This window comes from Streptomyces sp. NPDC057486 (genome assembly GCF_042802415.1).
In the GTDB taxonomy this organism is placed as follows: domain Bacteria; phylum Actinomycetota; class Actinomycetes; order Streptomycetales; family Streptomycetaceae; genus Streptomyces; species Streptomyces yanii.
On the sequence record NZ_JBHVEE010000059.1, the window covers coordinates 24,750 to 43,722 of the forward strand.

An 18,973-nucleotide genomic window follows, 5' to 3' on the forward strand; every position below is an offset into this window, starting at 1 on the left:
CCGTCACGGCGCCGGGACGGCGTCCAGGATGCCGATGGCGTCGGTGCCCGGGGCGACCACGAGGCGCCGGGTGAGTGTGTACGAGCCACCCGCCGGTACCTCGACCTGGAAGCGGCTCATCACCCAGTTGCCCGCTGCGTAGACATCGAAGGCGCTCGCGGGCGTCCCGTAGACCAGGCCGAAGACCTGCGGGTCGGTGCCGGTCATGCCGATGTACGGCTTGGTCGGTGTGTAGGTCGCGGTCGCACCGGGCGCCACCACGCCGGCGCCCGGGATGATGCTGGCCTGGCCCGCGGCGTCGTGGTCCATGGCGTCTCCGGTCCACACGTTGAGCGGGTCGGAGCCGGTGTTGCGCAGTTCCGTCGTCACCGTGGCGTAGGTGTCGCCCGGCTTCAGCGTGTAGGTGGTGGTCGCGGTCAAACCGGTGAAGCCCTTGACCGGACCCGACACGCGGACGACCGCCTGGTCGCCGGTCGCCTGCACGATCTTGACGTCGGTGGCTGCGACCGACCGGATGTCCCACGCGCTGTCGCCGGTCGGCTGGGTGGCCGAGACGTAGGGCAGGTTGATCCAGTCGAACTGGTCGGCCATGCCGCGTACGGCGATGTCGACCGGCTTGCCGCGGGTGCCGCCGCTGAGCTGGCTGTCGTTGTAGGCGTCGGCGATCGCCATGGAGAGCTTGTCGTTCTCGAGCATGACGTCGCCGTAGCCGGCCTCGACCAGACCGGAGCCGATCCGCTTGCCGTAGCTCGCCTCGACCGTGACCGGAGCGAGCGTGACGTCGGCGGTGCCGTTGCCCGTCTCCGGGACGGTGACCGAGCCGGCGGCGGACAGGTGGCCCAGCGCGGTCACCTTGACGTCGTACGCACCGGCCGGAGCCTTGACGGCGTACTTGCCCGCGGCGTCGGTGGTGGTCGAGGCGACGACCTTGCCGGCCTGCTCGAGGGCGACCCGGGCGTCGGCGACCGGAGCACCGGCCGAGGTGATGGTGCCGGCGGCGCGCGAGGCGTCCGGGACGGCCGGGTCGTGCAGGTCGAGCTCGTCGACCCACCGCGCGAGGTTGCGCGTGGGGTCGCCACCCGCGGTCGCGTAGTCGGTCAGGTGGTAGAAGCTGAACTGCTTGGACGCGCCCGCGGTGAGGGAGGCGTCGTAGTAGAGACCCTCGACGTAGCCGAAGGCGCCGACGGCGTACGGCGTGTCCTGCGCCCAGGCGAGCGCGTGCGCCGGCTGGCCGTTGGTCGTCGCCGTGTCAGCACCGACGTAGACGAAAGGCGCGGTCCAACCCGAGGTCTTGAAGCCGGGGTTGGTGCCGGCGACGCCGGGGATCCGGCCGTTGTCGACGGAGCTGTCCGGGTCGATCATGTAGTTGAAGTAGCCCTTGTAGTCGGTCGTGCCGGTGTTGGTCAGGTTGACCGTCATCTTCACGACCGGCGCGCCGGGCAGGGTCTCGTAGCGGACCTGGGCCTGGACGGCCTTGTTCGCGCGGTAGGCACCCTTGCCGACCACCGCAGCGCCGTCGACGGCGAGCTCCGGGAAGTCGATCTGGTCGTTCGGGCGGTCCCACGAGTCCTTCGTGCCGTTGAGGTCCGGACGCAGCAGCATCTCGCCCCAGTCGAGCGTCTCGGCGCCGTTGGCGTCGTTCAGCATGAGGTCCGCCAGGGCACCCTGGCCGAGACCGCCCACGCCGTTGTTGCCGGCGGTGTACGGCGTCACGGACGCCCGGATCTTGTCGTTGGCCAGGTAGTAGTACTTGTTGCCGGTGACGACGTCGGTGCGGGTGCTGCCGTTGCCGTAGTCGGGCGCGAAGGTCGAGACACCGGCCACCGGACGGGTGACCTTGATCAGCTGGAGGTCAGCAGTGGAGTTGCCGGCCTCCCCGACCTCGACGGTGCGGGCGGAGCGCTCGTCGGCGATCAGCCCGCGCTTGGCGGCGGTGACCGTCCAGGTCGCGGCCGGCAGGCCGAGCTTGTAGCGGCCCTGGGCGTCGGTGCTGGTGACGGTGGTCTCCTGGCCGGACGCCGTGGCGGTGACCTTGGCGCCCGCGATCGGCGTACCTGTCTCCGGGTCGGTGACGGTGCCGGTCACGGTGGCCCAGCGCTGCGCCGCCTCGCCACCGGGGACGTAGGCGTACAGGTTGCCGTCCCACGAGCCCGCGACCACGGTGTTGCCGCTGACCGCGGGACCGGCGCCGACCCAGGTGCCGATCTCGTGGTTCCACAGCTGCTGCCCGGTGTCGGCGGCGAGCGCGTAGAAGCGGCCGTTGTTGGAGCCGACGAAGACGGTGTCACCGGCCACGACCGGGCTCGACATGACACCACCGTGGTAGATGTCGCCGGGCAGGACCCGGTCCCAGATCACGTTGCCGGTCTCGGCGTCGAGGGCGACGACCGCACCGGTCGGGAAGCCCATGTAGACGACGCCGTCCTTGACCGCCGCGGCGCTCGGGGTCGAGCCGCTCGAGACGAGCGAGGTGTGCGGGCTCTTGTAGGTCCACAGCGTCTTGCCGGTCCGGGCGTCGCGGGCGGCGATGCCGTTGTCGGCGCCGATGAAGACCTTGCCCTCGGCCGCCGTCGGTACGCCGTCCTGCCAGCTGCCCAGGGACTCGGTGCCGGTCCATTTCCGCTCGCCGGTCTGGAGGTCATATGCGAGTACCCGGTCAGCGGTCTGGTTGCCGACGTACACGGTGCCGTCCATGACCGCGGGGGTGCCGTCGCTCATCTGGTTGCCCGACATCGGCGAGGCCCAGATCTCCTTGCCGGTCTTCGTGTCGAGCGCCTTGAGGACGCCCTGGCTGCCGATGCCGTAGCGAGTCTGGTACGGCCAGAGGACCGTGTGTCCGGAGACGGCGGGCGAGTAGTAGCCGTAGGTGCGCTGGTTGTTCGGGGCCGGCGCCTTTTCCGGCACGGCCTTCCACCGCAGCTCGCCGGTGGTGGCGTCGACGGCGTACAGCTCCGAGCCGAGTGTCGGCGCGTAGACCAGGCCGTCGCCGTAGGCGAGGCTGCCGTGGATCGACTGCGGCACCTCGAAGTCCCACAGCTTCTTGCCGCTCTTGAGGGAGACGGCATGGATGCGGCTGTTGCCGTCACCGTTCTCGTCGCGGGTGCCCGCGTAGACGACGCCGTCGTGGATCACCGGCGAGCCCGTGAGGAAGGTGCCCGGGGTGCGGTAGCTCCAGGCGAGACGGCGTCCCGGCTCCTGCGCGGGCGCGACGCCGGAGTGGGCGGCGTCGCCGTGGTGCTGGGTCCAGTCACCGGCGGCGACGGGGGCGAGCGCGGGCTCCTTGGTCAGCGTGAACTCGGCGGACTTCGTCCAGACCTTGCCGGCCTGGTCGGTGATGGTCACCTCGATGCTGTGCTTGCCGGCGGTCTGCAGGTTCTCCGGCAGGTTGTTCTGCCAGGTGAACTCCCCGGTGGCGCGCAGCGGGCGCCATACGCCCTTGCCGTCGATGCGGTAGCGGGCCGACTTGACCTCGTCACCGGTGTCGTAGGCGTTGACCTGGATTCCCGGGAAGCCCGCGGCCGGGACCTTCGAGCCGGGGGCCGGGCTCACGATGGTCAGGTGCTCGTTCTCGCCGTACATCCGGAACGGGTTCTCGAAGCCGGAGCCCGCCATGTGGATGTAGCGGAAGCCGCGGGGCGCGTTGTCGATCGTGTAGGAGCTCGACACGGTCTGGATGTGCTTGGCGGTCGAGGCGAACGCCGAGTCGTTCTCGACGTGGTTGGAGTGCTCGTGACCGACGAGGATGAGCTGGGCCTCGTACTTCTCGAGAACGTCACCGAAGGCGTCGTAGGTCGACGGCGAGCCGAACGGCACGTTCATCGGCTGGTGGGTCAGTACGACGACCTCGATGTCGTTGGTCGGGTCGTCGTCGAGCGGGACGCCCGCTGCGAGGTCGTCCTGCAGCCACTGGAGCTGCTCGTCGAACGGTGCGGAGCCGTTGTTCTCCAGCACGACGAAGTGGCGGTTGCCGTAGTTGAACGAGTACCACTCGGGGCCGACGTTCGTGCGGTAGTTCTCAATCCTGGCCGCGTACGCCGAGCCGCTGCCGTACTCGTGGTTGCCGACCGCCGGCCACACGCCGACGTTCGACTGCGCGGTGCCGTTGCGGTAGGTGTTGAACTGAGCCTGGCTGGCGTTGTTCGTGAGGTCACCGCTCACCGCGATGAAGCGCAGGTCGGTGCCTGTCGAGTTGATCTCGCGGATCTGGTCGGGCAGCTGCGCGTTGACGTGCGGGTCGGCGATGTTCGCCCACGAGAAGTTGTCCCCGTCGGAGATCCGGTCGCGCTCGAGGGCGAAGTCCGCCACGGGTGTCGCGCCGTCGCCGAGCTGGCCGAGGTTGGCCCAGAACCTGGGCTCCTTGAACTGGTCGAGGCTGAACCGGTAGCCGCGGGGCTGACTGGCCCACACGATGTCGGTCGTGCGGCGGTCGGTCGAGATCGTCAGGGAGTAGGTGCCGTCGGCTGCGGTCGTGGTGGCGACCACGCCGTCGGAGACGCGGACGCCGGCCAGACCGGCCTCGCCGTCGTTCCGAGCGCCGTCGCCGTTGGCGTCGACGTACACGACGCCACTGACGGTGGCCTCCGGCGGGTCAATGGCGGTCGCCACGTACGACGTGAGCGGGCCCGCCACGACGCTGGTGGCAAGCCCCAGCGTGGTGACGTACAGGACCGCGCGCATGCGTGCGTGCGTCCATCTGGACGGGGACATGGGAATCCTTCGGGGAGTGTGGTTGGGGGGTGACGGTTGGGGGAGTCAGGTCAGGAGGGGCGAGCGTTCGACGAACCAGACCAGACCGGAACCGGCGACGGCGAGGGTTGCCGCGACGGTCCCGAGCGTGAGGGTGCGGGCTGCGGCGGGTGCGGTCGCCGACCGACGCAGGAACAGCAGAGCCGGGAAGGCCACCGCGATGATGGTGAGCTGGGCCAGCTCGATGCCGAGGTTGAAGGAGACGAGGTCAACCAGCGTCGAGACCGACAACTGGCCATCGACGCTCAGCGCGCCAGCGAACCCGAGCCCGTGCAGGAGCCCGAACCCGAATACGACGGGTAGCCGGTGGGCGGCGCGGGGCGAGAGCAGGTTGTCGATCGCGACGAACGCGATGGACAGCGCGATCAGCGGCTCGACGATCCACGTCGGCGCGCTGATCCAGCCGATCGCCGCGAGCACGAGGGTCACCGAGTGGGCCAGCGTGAACGCTGAGGCGACCTGGACCACGTCGCGCAGCCGGTTCGCACCGAGCAGGAGGGCGAGCAGGAACAGCACGTGATCGAGGCCGAACAGCAGGTGCTCGGACCCCAGGCGAACGAGCCGCGGGATCTCGCTGAGCAGGTCGGTGTGGCCGACCGTGACGCTGGTGTGCGCGAGGTCGAGCAGTGCGGTACCGCGGTGCCCGTCGACGTCGTAAGCCACCTTCGTGGTGGTGTCGTCGACGACTCCGTCGGAGGCGCGGAAGATATCGCTGCGGACGGTGAATGCACCCGACGCAGGGCAGTCGTAGGTGAGCGACACCCGCACCGCGCCCGCGTCGGTGAGCTCGACGCGGTGGTCGTCCTGCGGGGTGCACCCGATCGCGCCACGGCTCAGTCGCACTCGGCCGCCTACGTACGCCGCTACCTCGGTCGCATGCGCGTCGAGTGCCTTCCGCCGCGTATCGGTGGGCACGTCGGCGACCGTCCCGTCCGGACTGGGCAACCCAGTGTTGCTGCTCAGGCCGTCGAGGCTCAGCAGCTTGCCGAGGACGTCGTACTCGACGTCGACGACGGCGGCGACGCCGTCACCGTGGCTGCGGAGGTCGATGGCGACGGAGGTCGTTCGGACGTGCGCCTGCGCCGGGGCGCCGCACAGGAGCACGGTCACGACGGCGGCAACGAGGGTGGTAAGGAACGCTTTCAGGCGCACAGCTGCAACTCCGAGATGGGGGAGGGCGGGCGTTTCATCCTTCGATTCCCGCCGTGCGCGCGTCGTGGCCGCGGAGTGCGGCCAGCGCGGCGAGGTTCTGATGTGGGGTGAGCGAGGGGTGGAGAGCGGGACCGTCCACGAAGCCGGCGACACCGTCGGGAGCGTCGAGTGCCCGCCCGACCGGTGTGCCCAGGACCTCGAGGCGGCCACTTTCGGTAACCGCGAGCCCCAGCAGGAGGCCGAGCAAGGTCGTCTTCCCGGCGCCGTTCGGTCCGACCAGGCCATGGATCTGCCCCTGCGTCACGTCGAGGTCTGTGCCGTCGAGGGCGACGACATCGCCGAAACCTTTCGTGATGCCGCGAGCCCGGATTGCCCGGAGTTGATCCATGGGTCCCTTCCTTCAAGAGCCTCAAGGACCATAGGGACTGCTCAGGCCGCTCACAGGGATCGCGAGTTGAATGTTGATGGAACACGAAACGACCAGCACCCTTTGCAATTGCTTGATCAAAAGCAGAGGAGTGGATGGAGAAATTACGATTGCGAACGCTGCGTGGTGCTGGGGGTCGATCGGGGAGTCAATCGGCGGCCTGAACGGAGGGGCCGAGAGCGTATTGACGAGAAGTCAGTCACCGGGGCGTGATGGTCACTCGATGTCACCGCTCAGGCAGGACCGAACCGCCCACGCGGGCCCGCAGCCGGACGGCAAGGGCAGCAGCACCGGTGCCAAGGCGGCGAGGATCGTCCCGCTCGGTGGGCATGGTGAGGATGACGTCGGCGCGCAGCAGCCTGTCGGCGCAGCCGTGTCGCCATGGGCGCCGACCGGCGTAGACGAGGGTCAGCCGAGATACGCCCGAAAGGGATAGCAGGACCCCGGCGGTGTGATCGCCGGGGTACTCATGTTCTGCAGTCCGTCAGGTCATGCGGCCTGAGCAGCGGGCGGAAGTTCGGCGTCGAGCCAGGTGATGAAGGCAAGCGCGGAGCCGCCGAAGTGTTCGCGGACCCGGGCCTGGATGGCGCGGAGTTCGTGGACGGCGGAGAACCCAGGGATGACGACGCGTCTGTGGGCGTCCGGCTCGGGGGCATGTTTGTATCAGGCACCGGGGTCGTCTTGTCCGGCGGAGATCGCTTGCGGGTGAGAGAGCGTGATGCGGCGCTGGACCGGGTCGATGTTCAGGATCTTGACTGGGAGTGCGTCACCGACTTGAACGACCAGCTGCGGATGGTCCGGCTGTTCCTCACCCAGTTCGGAGTTGTGCACCAGCCCCTCGAAACTGCTCTCCATCTCTTCAATGCGTACGAACGCGCCGAACAGTACGAGCTTGGTTACTCGGCCGACGATGGTCTGGCCGATCTGCCCGGTCAGCAGCCGCATTGGATCTTCGTGCAGGGCCTTCAGTGACAGCGACACGTGTTCGCGGATCGGGTCGACGTCAAGAATTTCAGCGCTGATCCTCTGACCGACGGCAACGACGTCGGAAGGGTGGCTGATGGGACGCCATGAGAGCTCAGCAATATTGATCAGCGCCTCGAAGCTGCCGATGTCCACGAAGGTGAGGGCCGAAGCTGGCGATTTGGGTCACGGTGCCGGTGACGATTTCCCCTCGATGGAGGTTCTTGAGGAAGGCCCAACTCCGGTCGCTTCGCGTTGGCTCGGTCTGCCATCGGGCCCGCACCGCTCCGTCGCTGTCTGGCATGACAGCGGTGAACAGAGGCATACGCTCATCGGCATACACAAACAGGAGCGCTGCAGCGTCGGCGTCAGAAATCCGGGTAACCAGCTCCGAGAATTCGCTCTCGTCGGCGACAGCACTGCGGATCTGGCCGTCCTTGTCCTGCCAGACGCACTCGGCGAGACCCTCGGCGGGGAGGGCGCCGAGGACCGCGTCGATGTCGGAGGACAGGTCTGGCCAGACGGCCAGACGGCCAGACGGGCCCGGGGTGCGAGCTCCGAGCGAACCATGTCGATGTTGTCACCGGTCAGACGGTGCCATCGTGAGGCGCCTTCGATGTATTTCTCTTCCAGGATTCCGGCACGGCCCGTGGCGACTGCCCAATGCAGACCGGCCCAGAAATCGTCGCCACCAGGGCGCTGGACGTCCTCGCCATCGGCCTCCACATCGTAGGGAGACGCGTCCACGCGTTCAGGGAACAGCCCGAGCGCGCGAGTCCGGGCCAGCGCCTCCTCGCAGGGCCGGCTGCTGCCGACGTAGAGGTACTGGTCCCATCCCACGTGGACTGCGAACGAGCCCTCCATCTCCAGTCAGCACCAGGCACCGCTGTCGCGCAGCATGACCCGCACCAGCTCCAGCCCGATATCGAGCGGCACCTCCGCTCCGTCATGGAAGGCAGCCATGCCGGTCGGGAAGAGTCCGTCCAGCCCGAAGTCGTCATCCGCAGCCTCCTCCAACCGCCCAAGGCTGCCTGAACCTCCTGCGCCCTTACTTTCCAGTGGCCCTACCCGGGGATGCCCTATGTCTGATTCCGTACCTGCGTTGACCGCACCGCTGAAAGGAAAGTCCGAGCGGGCCTCGGACGCTTTCGTCGCCCACGTCCTGGACCTGTGCCGGGTCAAGAAGACCCAGTCTGACCTGCGCACCGGTCTGGGCCTGCCCGTTGACCGCTGTAACTACCTGCACCGCTACCTCGTCCCGCGGCTGCCTGAGCGGATGCACGCGGACTCGCGCCGCGCCCACTATGCGGTGGCCGCACTGATCGCTGCTCGCCCCCGCGCGGCCCGCGAGGCCGCCGCGCACGCTGCCGACAACGGGCAGCCCCGACCGGATTGGTACCAGCGCGCGAATCTCGGCGCCGCACTGGCCGAGGCAGTGAACAAGCGGGTCATTAAGCCGAACTCCGCCGAAGGAGACCTGCACCTGATGGCCCGCCAGAGCAGCGAGGCCATCCACCCCCGGCTGCCGGCACTGACCCGGCACCTGCTCACCGGGGGCGTCGCGGTGGACTGGGCGGTGCTGCTGGAAGACCTCTCCTGGTGGAACCGTGACCGCAACCGGATCGCCACCCGCTGGCTGGAGGCCTACTTCCGTACCGCAGGCGCCAAGGACGATGACCTCGCTGCGACCCCTTCCAATTCCACTGAGGAGAACAACTGATGTCCCTGTACGTCGACCTCTCAGCCCTGCAGTCCGTGCCCGCCGCCAACCTGAACCGGGACGACCTCGGGTCGCCCAAGCAGGTGCAGTACGGCAGTGCGCCTCGTATCCGCGTCTCGAGCCAGTCATGGAAGCGGGTCATCCGCCAGGGGGTCGAGCGGGACCTCGGTGAGCGGGCCGCCCGCACCCGCCTGGTTCCCGTCAAGCTCCGCCAGGCCCTGATGAAGGCGGGCTGGCCCGAGGAGCTGGCAGCGTTCGCCGGGGCCCAGGTGGCAGCGAGTGCGGGTAAGAAGGGCATCGGCACGGAGACCGCCGGCCACACCTCGGTGCTGCTGTTCCTGCCCGAGACTGCCATCGGCGAGCTTGCCGCCGTGTGCGAGGAGCATCGCGGCGACCTGGAGACGGGGCAGAGCAAGAAGAAGCCGGGGCAGCTGCTGCCGCCGGCCAGGATCGAGGAGATCCTCAAACGGCGCACCGCCTCGATCAGTCTGCTGGGCCGCATGCTGGCCGAGCTGCCGGACGCGAACGTCGACGGCGCCGCTCAGGTCGCGCACGCCTTCACCACGCACGCCTCCGAACCGCAGCGTGACTACTTCACCGCAGTCGACGACTGGCTGGGGGAAGCCGAGACCGGCAGCGGCCACCTGGACACCGCCGAGTTCAGCTCCGGTGTCTTCTATCGGTACGCCACCGTCAACGTCGCCGACCTGGTGAAGAACCTGGAGGGCGACCGGAAGGCAGCCCGCACTGTTCTTGCGTCCTTCGCCGAACACTTCCTGATGTCGCTGCCCCAGGCGAAGAAGAACAGCACCGCCCCGCACACCCTCCCCGACCTCGCCTACCTGGCCGTGCGTGAACAGCGCCCGCTCTCCCTCGCCGCCGCGTTCGAAGCCCCGGTCACCGCCGACGCAACCGGGGGATACGCCAGGCCGTCGCGGGCGGCCCTGGCAGGGTACGCGGGGAACATCAACCGGCTCACCGGCGACCGCCACCGCCCCTTCCACGGCCACGCCACCATCGCCCCCGACGAGCAGATGCCCGGGCTGGGCACCGCCCACGACTCCTTCGACGCCCTGATCGAGGCAGCCGTGGAGGCAGCCCTGCCCGAGACGGGGGAGCAGCAGTGAGCGGACTGCTGCTGCGCCTGGCCGGCCCGCTGCAGTCCTGGGGTGAACGCTCAGCGTTCACCCCAGTGCGGGACAGCGCACCGTTCCCGACCCGGTCCGCGCTGACCGGGATGTTCGCCGCAGCCGAAGGCCTCGGGCGCGGCGAGCAGGGCATCGAGCGGTACGACAGCCTCCACTTCACTGTGCGCGTGGACCGCCCCGGGGTGCGGCTGGTCGACTACCACACCGTCGGCGGTGGCTTCCCCAAGGCGCAGACCGCGGCCACCAGCGGCGGCAGCAACAAAGGCGCCGCTGTGATCACCCGGCGCCACTACCTGGCCGACGCCGTGTTCACCATCGCCGTCACCGGCCCCGACACCGACACCCAGCGCATCGCCCAGGCCCTGCACCGGCCGCACTGGGCGCCCTACCTCGGGCGCCGCTCGTGCGTCCCCGATGAGCCGTTCCTGCTACGCGCCCACGTCCCCGACCCCCTGAGCGAACTACGCCACCATGTGCCGCTCAGCCGCGAACCCGAGCGGCCCGAGCCGGACACCGTGCCCGTCACGTTCCTGTATGAGCAGCCCCCGGCCGATGTGCCGGAAGACAAGGTCGACGTCCTGGCCGTAAACGACCATCCCGTCAGCTTCGCCCAGCACCAGCGCAGCCACCGGTTACATCTCGTTCGGCCTGGTCACGATCCCCGTCCAGCTTTTCGCTGCGACCGAGGCGCATGGCGCCGGGATGCACCAGGTCCATGCGAGTGACGGCGCCCGTGTCCGGCACCGGCGGGTGTGCGAGCTGGAGGACCGGGAGGTGCTGCGGTCGGAGATTGCGCACGGATGGGAGGCGCCCGACGGCCGCACGGTCGTCCTCCTCGACGAGGACCTGGCGGTGCTGCCCCTGCCGGCACGCAAGACCGTCGACGTCCTCGGGTTCATCCAGGAGCGCGACGTCGACCCCGTGCTGTACTCCAAGCCGTACTGGGTCGGGGCGGCCGGCAAGACGGGGCAGCGACCCTATGCGCTGCTCGTCGAAGCCCTGGCACGGCACGGTCGCCGTCGCGAAGGTCACCCTGCGCACCAGGGAGCGGGTGGCGGTGCTGAGGCCGAGGCGCGGGATGCTTGTGCTGCACACGCTGCTGTGGCCGGAGGAGATCCGGGAGCTGGGCGACCTGTCCGTGACGGACCGGGAGCTGGAGCTCGCCGAGCTGCTGATGGACCAGCTCGTCGGCGTGGACATCGCAGACCTTCACGACGAGTACGCGGCCGCGCTGGAGCAGCTAGTCGTTGCGAAGCAGTCGGGCGGCGAACTGGCGGAGCCGGAGGAGCCGGTGCCCGTCGTGGACTTGATGGCTGCGCCGGAGGGTGCGTTTCTTCTTGAGTGACGGGACTCCGGGAACTGGGGCGGCTCGAGAGACTTCGCGATCGCTGGCGACGCCCCGACCGAGACACCACGTCGATGAGCTGGGCATCTCTGCATCTGCGCAAGTCATGGGGTCTCTCAGAAAGAAACGCACCCATCACGACGACATCAGCACTCTTGCGTCGCTTCCGCGGGCCACCGGATAGATGGCCCGCGCAAGGTTCGTCGCCTGGAGCTTTTGGCCGGGATGTCGGACACGTGTTGCGTCGCTGGCGGTAGAACTTCGGTGGGCCCTACGAGCCCAGCGAGAGCCGATGTACGCGTGTCACAGCTTGGCGTACTTCAGCGGGCGCACGTACAGGTCACCCTGGATTGCCCAGAGCTTCGCCTTGCGCATCGTGATCCTCATTGCGTAGAAGGAATTACGATTGAGGTCCATGACGGATGAGTCCTGCCAAGTAAGCTGATGCCATCCGTTGCCGAGCTCTCGGAGTCTGCTGTTGTCGGCTTCGAAGCCGCGTTGGACGACGGTCCCTGCCTGGTTCATCAGGTCTACCTTGGCCCAACCGCCTTCTTCGACGTCGACGAGCAACTCGACGTTCTCTCCGAAGAAGTTGAAGCCCTGTGAGGTGATGGAGGAGGGCCCGTTCCCGCTGCGGCTGCCGTAGCAGGCGAACTTGTCCTTTTCGATGTATCCCCTGCCGAGTGCGGACTCGCGCCAACCGGTGTGCTGGCCCTTGCCGCCCATGTAGTAGAAGTACAGCCTGCCGTCGATCTCTACGGGGATCGAGGAGAAGATGACGCTGCTGTCGAAGTCGCCGCGCGGGTACTTCCCCATGCCCTTGCCCTGTGGGATGAACGTGCTGTCCTCAAGGGCGACGTTGTTCCACTCGGTGAGGTTGATGGACCACTGCAGTGCCAGGTCGACGGTGTCGTAGTGGGGGAGCGTGGTGTCGCCGTCCCGATACAGCGAGGCGAGACCGAGGTAGAGGCCGCCGTACTCGAAGACCGGCATCGAGTAGATCTGGGAGTCGAACCCGTTGCCCCGGTGGACTTCGACCGGCTTCGACCAGTTGATGAAATCCTTGGACCGCGACATAGCGGAGACTCGGATGTTGCTGTCCCACAGGCGCGTGATGAGCACGTACTCATCTGTGCGCGAGTCGTGGAAGACCAGGTTGTGGCAGTCCGCGCCAGGGGAAGGGCTGTTGGCTGGCCAGGGCTTGAGATCACTGAAGTGAATGCCGTCGGACGAGAACGCTACGCACAGCGAGGTTTCGTCGGCTTCACGCAGCGTGATCAGCTTGTACCGACGGGTGGGGTCCGGGTCTGCGGGATCATGGAGGACGGACGTTCCCTGGACGTGCTCGAAGAGGATGTTGTTGTCTTTGCTGCCGTCGAAGCTGACCAGTCCCAAATTGGGCTTCGTCCAGTGCACACCGTCGATGGACTCCGCGTAACAGCAGCCGGTTTCCCTGTTGGCGATGACGTAGTCCCGCCCGCGTCTTTCCTCCGGAGACGTGTTGAGTGACGCCGGATCGCGGAGGAAGAGCGTGTAGTAGCAGCGGAACTTCTTGTGCTCCGGGTCCCAGAAGACGTTCGGGTATCCGTTGTCGAAGCGCGGCTCCCACGGCAACCGGGGATTCTCGAAAATCCCTTCCCTGAACAGGGGGTTGTGCTCCTCGTCCTTGACGAAACTGCCCATCTCGATCTGGCAGTTTGCCATTCCCCGGTGGCCGTTCCAAAGGCCGGTGTCGAAGGCGAAATACTTGTGCGGCCCACTCGTCGGATCAGCCAGCGGAGAGACGCTGACCGTGGGGACAGTCCGCGACCTGGCCGTCGATGGTCCTGCTGCAGCGAGGGTGCCCGCAGCGCCCATCGCTGTCGCAGTCAGGCCGCCAAGCAGTACGCCCCGCCTCGAGACTCCGCTGAAGGTTTCGTTGCTCATGTGCTCTCCTTGCCTTGACGCAAAGCTCATGAATCAGACAGCAGACGTAAGATGTCTGCTGTCTGGCAGTCAGGTTGCCAGCGGCCGACGTGTGGTGCAAGCCCTTGGGCCTCTGCTTCGGGAATGCCATCGACTGGCACGCCTGGCATCGGCAAAGCTCTCGCCTCGGACTGTGCCGCCAGCATGCGTAGTTCACGATTCAGAGGTACGTGTCAGCGGGAGGTTATGACTCGGGTGCGACGCGGTCTCGGCGAGGTGGTCGCCCGGGCCGTCCGGGTCGGTGTGGCGGTTCAGCCGTCCCGGCACGTCGAAGCCCTACGAGGACGACGACGATGACGGTCCGGGCGAAGGTGAGCACCGCTTGGGCACGCCCCAGGTCCATGCCGGACGCGAGATGGGCATCGAGCACGGGCACGACCGCGCCACCGAGCACGCCGACGTTGTACGTGAAGCCGAGCGCGGCGCCGCGGCTCTCGGTCGAGAAGTGACCGGGGTGCGTTTCTTCCTGAGTGACCGACATGTACCTGGTGAACTGAAGGCTCCCAGGTAGGAGCTGCACGCGACGTTCGAGAGGGCTCGCGTTCCTGCTACGTCGCTTGTCGATTCGGCACGTTCTTGCAGGTACGAGGTGTGGTCACTCCAGAGGGAACGCAACTGCGCTGGGGGCCAGCATGCGCGCAGCCAAGGAACGCCCTATGGGCTCGTCGCCAGCTCGGGGGAGGGGTCCGCGCCGTACGTGACGACGTCAGGTACGGCGAACGTCACGCCGACGATGCAGCCCTTGTTCCACCCGGAGCGTGCGTCGGGCTTGGAGTTCAGGTTGGCGGGCATGTCACTGGCGCAGTCGCGGCGCCCCGCACTCTCGGGATAGCGGCGATTCCACGGGTGGTCGCACACCGAGGCAACTGCCTCGTCGGACTGACAGTACGAGAGCTCTGTTTCACTGGTCCTCTTGGCGTAGTCGGCGGCGGTCTTGTAGCCGGGGTGGTAGCCGTCCCAGTGCGAGTCTGCGTGTGTGGTGTCCGACGGCTCACGAACGTTGAACTGGCGGTTCCCGCAATCTTCGCTGTGCTCTACCTGGTCGCTGTGAGCGTGGCTGTCGCCGCGGGGTGATGGTAACGGTACGTAGTGCCCCATCTGCATCGTGGGCCAGATGGGGCAGGCCGAGAGCGCTAGTGAGTGGTGTGCATCGTGAAGTGGCAGGTCACGGGCCTGGTGTGCCTCTGTGCGCGGGTGCTCGTGCTGGTCGCGCGGGGCAGTCTGCCGTGTAGATCGTCGGGCAGGGAGGTCTTCGCGGGTTCTGGTCCGTTCCAGCCCGGGGGCTCCTACGCTCCCGGGCATGGTGGACCCCGAGGTGCTGGAACGGATCGCCGCGCACCGCGCGGAACTGGACAGTCTGGAAGAACAGCTGGTCAGGAAGCTGGACCAGGTGCGGGCCGAGCGGGACGAACTCGCGGTCGCCGAGCGGGTTCTGGCGAGGATGAGCGAGCAGATCGCCGGGGAACGGGCTGCCGTCGCACCGGCGTCGGTGCAGGTCGGCGGGCGGGCGGTGCTGCTGGTCCCGCACCGCGGCGACAGCCCGGACGAGACCGCGCTGCCCGGCGACTGCCGCCGGATCCTGGCGATCGTGCGGGCCGTCGGCGGGCCGGTGCAGGTGCGGACGGTGGGCGAGGAGCTGGGCCTTCAAGTGGAGGTGCGCGGGAAGTTGGAGCCGCTGCGGGCGAAGTTGGTCAAGCTCGCGGACCGCGGCTGGCTGCGCAAACTGGGCGACGGGAAGTTCACCGCGCGCCTGTAGCCGTCCCGACCCTGCATGCCGCAGTGGCGTAACTAGAGGGCCCCCGAAGGCAGTTGAGTTTGGTGTGAAGAAAAACAACGGTCTCACCGAGGGCCCCGACGGTCTTGTCTACACCGCCCGCCTGCCGCTGTCGAGCGCCACCTTGAACTGGCTCGCCGACCTGATCCGCGGCCACCTGAGAAAGGTCGGATCCAGGTGGCGGGCCCTGCCCGCAGGGAAGATCGCCGCCATCGTGCTGGCGGTGCTGCGCTGTGACCAGCGTCCCGGCGACCTGGCCGGCGGGAACGGGGTGCATCGCACCACCGTGAGCCGGTGGGTGCGGGAAGTCGTCGGCCTGCTGGCCGCCCGCGCCCCGCGCCTGGACCGCGCCCTGAAGAAGATCGCCCGATCGGGTGGCGGAGTCGTACTGCTGGACGGCTCCCTGATCCGCACCCGCCGTCGCACCGGGACCGAGACCCGGAAGAACTACTCCGGCAAGCACAAGTGCCACGGTCTGCTCGTGATCGCGCTCACCGACGACAAGGGCCGCCTGGTCTGGGTGAGCGCGGTGAGGCCCGGACGCACCTCGGAGATCACCGCCTGCCGCCACGACGGACTGACCGCCCACCTGCGCGCGGCCGGCCTCGGCGCGATCGGCGACCTGGGCTTCGTCGGCCTCGACGACAGCGGCCCGGACGCCGATCCGGCGGTGATCACCGGCTACAAGGCCGCCCGCAACAAGCCCCTGACCAGGGGTCAGAAGCTGTCGAATAAGGCGCTGGCCGCGGTCCGGGCCCCGGTCGAGCACGGCTTCGCGCACCTGAAGAACTGGCGGGTCCTCAGCAAGGTCCGTACCGACCCGAAGTGGGCGACCGCGCTGGTGCGGGCCCTGCTCGTCTTGACGAACCGGGAGGTCGCCCGCTGACCGACGAACTCCACCGAAGTCACCCGGCCGTCACCAGCATGAGTACCCCGGAGCCGACGCACACCAGGCCCGTGACCCGCTCCTTCACGATGCGCACCATGGCGCTGGTGGCCATGTTCGACCTCTGCCCGCTCGCCTGGGTGGGCCTGGTGCCCGAGGTGGGGTTCAATAACGGCTGGTGGATGCTGCTGGCCCGGGTGTGCATCACGCTGGCGATGCTGTGGGGTCCGATCGTTCTGGCTCTCGCCTGGGCCTACCACCGGCGGCGTCGCCCTGCCAGACGCAGGGCGGGCGCCGGGTTCAGACGTAGGTCCTGCGCCACAGGTCGGCCGCGCCGAGAAGGGTCATGCCGGCGGAGGTGTAGGCCTGCATGGCGCCGGTGTTGTGGGTGTCCACGTCGACGCCGACCGTGCGGTGGCCGCGGGCGTGGAGGAGGCTGAAGGCGGTGGCGAGGAGTTGGGCGCCGAGGCCGTGGCGGCGGTGGGCAGGGTGGACGCCGAACCAGGCGATCCAGGCGCGGTCGACGGGGTCGCGGGCGATGAGGGCGCCGGCGGAGACGCTGTCGAGTTCGGCGAGGAGCCACAGGTCGGGGTTGTAGCCCTCGCGTCGGCGCTGGGCGTGGTGGAAGTCCTCGAAGTCCGGGTGGGGGTGCTCCGGGTCGCCGGTGAAGGCCTCGTTCAGCACGGAATGGACGGTGCGGAGGTCGGTCTCGTTCCGGGCCACGCGCACCGTGGGCGCCGTGGATGCCGGGTGTTCGGGGAGGCCGAGGAAGTCCAGGGCAACGGTGAGACGGCTGCTGCTGTGGACGACGGTCCAGCCGCGGCTGAGGAGTTGGTCGCGGGGTCGGCATCCTGGAAGTTGATAGAGCGTCACCGGTGTGTCGTGGGTGGGGAGATCGTGGGCGGCCCAGGCGTCGAGGCGGTCCAGGAGCGCGGCGGTGACGGCAGGTGCCTCTGGGCGCGGGGCTACGACCAGCTGGGCGCGCAGCTCGCCCGGCTGGGGCGCGGGGTGGAGGGCGGCGAAGCCGAGGAGACTGCCGTTGGGGGCCGACGCGGCCCACGTGCGGGTGGCCAGGTCGAGGCCGGGGGCTGCCAGCATGCTGCGCACCTCCGCCGGCCCGCTCTCGCGGCGGCCGACCGTCGCCTCCTCGTCCCGGCCGAGCAACTCGGTGAGGGCGTCGACGTCCGCGGGGGATACGGCTCTCCAGTCCATCCTCGCACTGTCGCAGGACGAGGCGATGGGGGCCAGCGGATTTAGGCGGCGCCGCGGCAGTAGGTGACGATGAGGGAGGGCCGGCCGGTTCGCGGTGGGATGCCGCGGGCCGGCCGGCCCCTTGTGCTACCAGGTCAGCGGCCTGTGATCAGGTCAGTTTGCGTTGCGGTAGAAACTGGCGTTGCCGTTGGCGGTGTGCGCGGTGTAGACGACCGGGTCGGCCTGGGTGGCGACGGTGCCCGCCAGGACGGCGAGGCCGCCGCCCACGATGTACATGCCCTCGTCGAAGGCCTGGCCTCGCGGTCGGCGTCTGGCCGACCGCGAAGATGGCCACGCTCTTGCCGTTCACCACGGAGGTGGACATGTAGTCGCCCACCACGGAGCCCTGCGTGGTGGAGGCGATCTGCGAGAGCGACATCGGGCCCGCCACCGTCTGCGCCGCGCTCCACGTCGCGCCGCCGTCGGTGGAGGAGGTGAAGCCAACCTCCAGTTGGCAGGTCGACGCGGTGCAGCTGCTGTTGGGGTAGAAGTAGTAGTACAGCCCCAGTTTGGCGGTGCTGCCCGAGGTGGCGTGGTCGACGCCGAAGCCCGGGATGAAGTGGTCCACCGTGCTGCTGGTCGCGCCGATCGGCACCCGGGTCACCGCGGACCAGGTGGTGCCGTTCGTCGAGGTCGAGTAGACGATGTCGTTGGATGAGCAGCTGGTGCGGAAAGTCCTGCCAGGCCACGTAGATCTTGCCGGAGGCGTCGATCTCGACAACAAGCCCCTGACCAGGGGCCAGAAGCTGTCGAAATAAGGTGCTGGCCGCGGTCCGGGCCCCGGTCGAGCACGGCTTCGCGCACCTGAAGAACTGGCGCGTCCTCAGCAAGGTCCGACCGTCCTGCGGATGCACGGTTCGCAGATGCACCCGGCTCGGAAGATGTACCGGCCGATCCGGCACGCCTTCACCACGGCGTCCGACCTCCTCGACGGCCCCGGGCTCTACGCCGAACGCTTCTACCGGACGGAGGAGCGGACGTGCTGATCATCGCTCTGGAAGGACCCTCCTACGCCGGCAAGTCCACGGCGATACGCCACCTCCGCCAGACCGATCTCGGCTCGCGAGCGTTCGTCTCCGACTGCTACGTCAAGCACATTGCCCACCGTGACGACATCCCACCGGCCCGCACCGACTCCGCGGCGGCCCAACTCGCAGCCTTCGAGAGGTTCATGGAGATCGAGGCCACCAGGGTCGCCGAGGCCGCCGAGAGCGGCCGGGACCTCGTCGTCCTCGACCGGTCCGTGGATACGCTCCTCGCCCACACGTACGCCCTGCACGCCCTGTTCGGGTACGACGTCCACCACCGGCTCCACGAACGGCTCGGAGCGCTGCCTTTCCTGCGCCCCGACCACACCCTCTATCTCGACGTGCAGGCCGAAGCCCTCCACCTGCGCCGCAAGACAGCGGGGCACACTGCCGCCGAGTCCGACTACTTCCTCCACGAGCCCGGATTCCTCCGGCACGCCCGCGACTACTTCGTCCGCCCACCCCGACCGCCCGTGGCCCGAGAGATCACCGTCCTGGCGGCCAACGCGGGCCCGGACGATGTCGCCCAGGCCGTGGAAGCCCTCGTCACCCACTGGGCGAGGTGACC

The 18,973-nt window shown here is 68.4% G+C and carries 18 protein-coding genes and 4 pseudogenes; 11 read left to right on the plus strand and 11 right to left on the minus strand.

Annotated features, from left to right (window positions below):
* Window positions 1-3 precede the first annotated feature (3 nt).
* The 5 genes and pseudogenes from ACFU6I_RS25690 to ACFU6I_RS25710 form a co-directional block, all read right to left on the minus strand.
* A complete protein-coding gene (locus ACFU6I_RS25690; RefSeq protein WP_384370937.1) occupies window positions 4-4,707 on the minus strand; it encodes a PQQ-binding-like beta-propeller repeat protein in 4,704 nt (1,567 codons plus the stop codon).
* Window positions 4,708-4,752: 45 nt separating this feature from the next.
* Window positions 4,753-5,898, minus strand: a complete 1,146-nt coding sequence (locus tag ACFU6I_RS25695; protein WP_384370939.1) for a HupE/UreJ family protein — start codon at window positions 5,896-5,898, stop codon at window positions 4,753-4,755.
* A gap of 40 nt (window positions 5,899-5,938) precedes the next feature.
* Window positions 5,939-6,286, minus strand: a pseudogene (locus tag ACFU6I_RS25700) (ATP-binding cassette domain-containing protein); the annotation flags it as partial.
* 702 nt (window positions 6,287-6,988) lie between these two features.
* The gene (locus ACFU6I_RS25705) at window positions 6,989-7,444 is read right to left on the minus strand and encodes a S1 RNA-binding domain-containing protein (RefSeq protein WP_384370941.1); all 456 of its coding nucleotides are present in this window, start codon (window positions 7,442-7,444) and stop codon (window positions 6,989-6,991) included.
* A gap of 714 nt (window positions 7,445-8,158) precedes the next feature.
* Window positions 8,159-8,305, minus strand: a complete 147-nt coding sequence (locus ACFU6I_RS25710) for a hypothetical protein (RefSeq protein ID WP_384370943.1) — start codon at window positions 8,303-8,305, stop codon at window positions 8,159-8,161.
* A 64-nt stretch (window positions 8,306-8,369) separates the two neighbouring features.
* Between ACFU6I_RS25710 and casB the strand changes: the two genes are divergently transcribed.
* From casB to ACFU6I_RS25730, 4 genes and pseudogenes are all read left to right on the plus strand, one after another.
* On the plus strand, window positions 8,370-9,008 hold the full coding sequence (gene casB / locus ACFU6I_RS25715; RefSeq protein ID WP_384370945.1) for a type I-E CRISPR-associated protein Cse2/CasB: 639 nt from the start codon (window positions 8,370-8,372) through the stop codon (window positions 9,006-9,008).
* Window positions 9,008-10,135, plus strand: a complete 1,128-nt coding sequence (gene cas7e, locus ACFU6I_RS25720; protein ID WP_384370947.1) for a type I-E CRISPR-associated protein Cas7/Cse4/CasC — start codon at window positions 9,008-9,010, stop codon at window positions 10,133-10,135. Before casB ends, cas7e begins: the two co-directional genes overlap by 1 nt.
* Complete coding sequence (cas5e, locus tag ACFU6I_RS25725) at window positions 10,132-10,881, plus strand: type I-E CRISPR-associated protein Cas5/CasD (RefSeq protein ID WP_384370949.1); 750 nt, start codon at window positions 10,132-10,134, stop codon at window positions 10,879-10,881. Before cas7e ends, cas5e begins: the two co-directional genes overlap by 4 nt.
* Window positions 10,814-11,501: pseudogene (locus tag ACFU6I_RS25730) on the plus strand (Ku protein). The gene cas5e and the pseudogene ACFU6I_RS25730 overlap by 68 nt, the downstream one beginning before the upstream one ends.
* 303 nt (window positions 11,502-11,804) lie before the next feature.
* Here ACFU6I_RS25730 and ACFU6I_RS25735 read toward each other — a convergent pair.
* The 3 genes and pseudogenes from ACFU6I_RS25735 to ACFU6I_RS25745 form a co-directional block, all read right to left on the minus strand.
* On the minus strand, window positions 11,805-13,205 hold the full coding sequence (locus ACFU6I_RS25735; protein ID WP_384370951.1) for a hypothetical protein: 1,401 nt from the start codon (window positions 13,203-13,205) through the stop codon (window positions 11,805-11,807).
* Window positions 13,206-13,619: 414 nt separating this feature from the next.
* A pseudogene (locus ACFU6I_RS25740) lies at window positions 13,620-13,917 on the minus strand (hypothetical protein); the annotation flags it as partial.
* Window positions 13,918-14,120: 203 nt separating this feature from the next.
* Window positions 14,121-14,564, minus strand: coding sequence for a hypothetical protein (locus ACFU6I_RS25745; RefSeq protein ID WP_384370953.1), 444 nt, complete (start codon window positions 14,562-14,564; stop codon window positions 14,121-14,123).
* A 202-nt stretch (window positions 14,565-14,766) separates the two neighbouring features.
* Here ACFU6I_RS25745 and ACFU6I_RS25750 point away from each other — a divergent pair, with 202 nt between their 5' ends.
* Entirely contained in the window at window positions 14,767-15,222 is a 456-nt protein-coding gene (locus ACFU6I_RS25750) for a hypothetical protein (RefSeq protein ID WP_384370955.1), read from the plus strand.
* Window positions 15,223-15,286: 64 nt separating this feature from the next.
* Window positions 15,287-16,126: a transposase family protein gene (locus ACFU6I_RS25755; protein WP_384370957.1), complete on the plus strand. Its 840-nt coding sequence runs from the start codon at window positions 15,287-15,289 to the stop codon at window positions 16,124-16,126.
* Window positions 16,127-16,145: 19 nt separating this feature from the next.
* Here ACFU6I_RS25755 and ACFU6I_RS25760 read toward each other — a convergent pair whose 3' ends face one another.
* The 3 genes from ACFU6I_RS25760 to ACFU6I_RS25770 form a co-directional block, all read right to left on the minus strand.
* The gene (locus tag ACFU6I_RS25760; RefSeq protein WP_384370959.1) at window positions 16,146-16,334 is read right to left on the minus strand and encodes a hypothetical protein; all 189 of its coding nucleotides are present in this window, start codon (window positions 16,332-16,334) and stop codon (window positions 16,146-16,148) included.
* 92 nt (window positions 16,335-16,426) lie between these two features.
* Entirely contained in the window at window positions 16,427-17,338 is a 912-nt protein-coding gene (locus ACFU6I_RS25765; RefSeq protein ID WP_384370961.1) for a GNAT family N-acetyltransferase, read from the minus strand.
* Between the two features lie 153 nt (window positions 17,339-17,491).
* Entirely contained in the window at window positions 17,492-17,614 is a 123-nt protein-coding gene (locus ACFU6I_RS25770; RefSeq protein ID WP_384370963.1) for a hypothetical protein, read from the minus strand.
* A gap of 113 nt (window positions 17,615-17,727) precedes the next feature.
* Here ACFU6I_RS25770 and ACFU6I_RS25775 point away from each other — a divergent pair, with 113 nt between their 5' ends.
* The 5 genes and pseudogenes from ACFU6I_RS25775 to ACFU6I_RS25795 all read left to right on the plus strand — a co-directional run bounded on the left by ACFU6I_RS25775 (window position 17,728) and on the right by ACFU6I_RS25795 (window position 18,971).
* Window positions 17,728-17,865 carry a hypothetical protein gene (locus ACFU6I_RS25775; protein WP_384370965.1) on the plus strand — a complete coding sequence of 46 codons (138 nt, stop codon included), beginning with the start codon at window positions 17,728-17,730 and terminating at the stop codon, window positions 17,863-17,865.
* Window positions 17,866-17,886: 21 nt separating this feature from the next.
* A complete protein-coding gene (locus ACFU6I_RS25780; protein ID WP_384370967.1) occupies window positions 17,887-18,018 on the plus strand; it encodes a hypothetical protein in 132 nt (43 codons plus the stop codon).
* A 78-nt stretch (window positions 18,019-18,096) separates the two neighbouring features.
* Window positions 18,097-18,214 (plus strand): annotated as a pseudogene (locus ACFU6I_RS25785) (IS5/IS1182 family transposase); the annotation flags it as partial.
* A gap of 26 nt (window positions 18,215-18,240) precedes the next feature.
* Window positions 18,241-18,363, plus strand: coding sequence for a hypothetical protein (locus ACFU6I_RS25790; RefSeq protein ID WP_384371000.1), 123 nt, complete (start codon window positions 18,241-18,243; stop codon window positions 18,361-18,363).
* Complete coding sequence (locus tag ACFU6I_RS25795) at window positions 18,357-18,971, plus strand: hypothetical protein (RefSeq protein ID WP_384370969.1); 615 nt, start codon at window positions 18,357-18,359, stop codon at window positions 18,969-18,971. Before ACFU6I_RS25790 ends, ACFU6I_RS25795 begins: the two co-directional genes overlap by 7 nt.
* The last annotated feature ends 2 nt before the right edge of the window (window positions 18,972-18,973 follow it).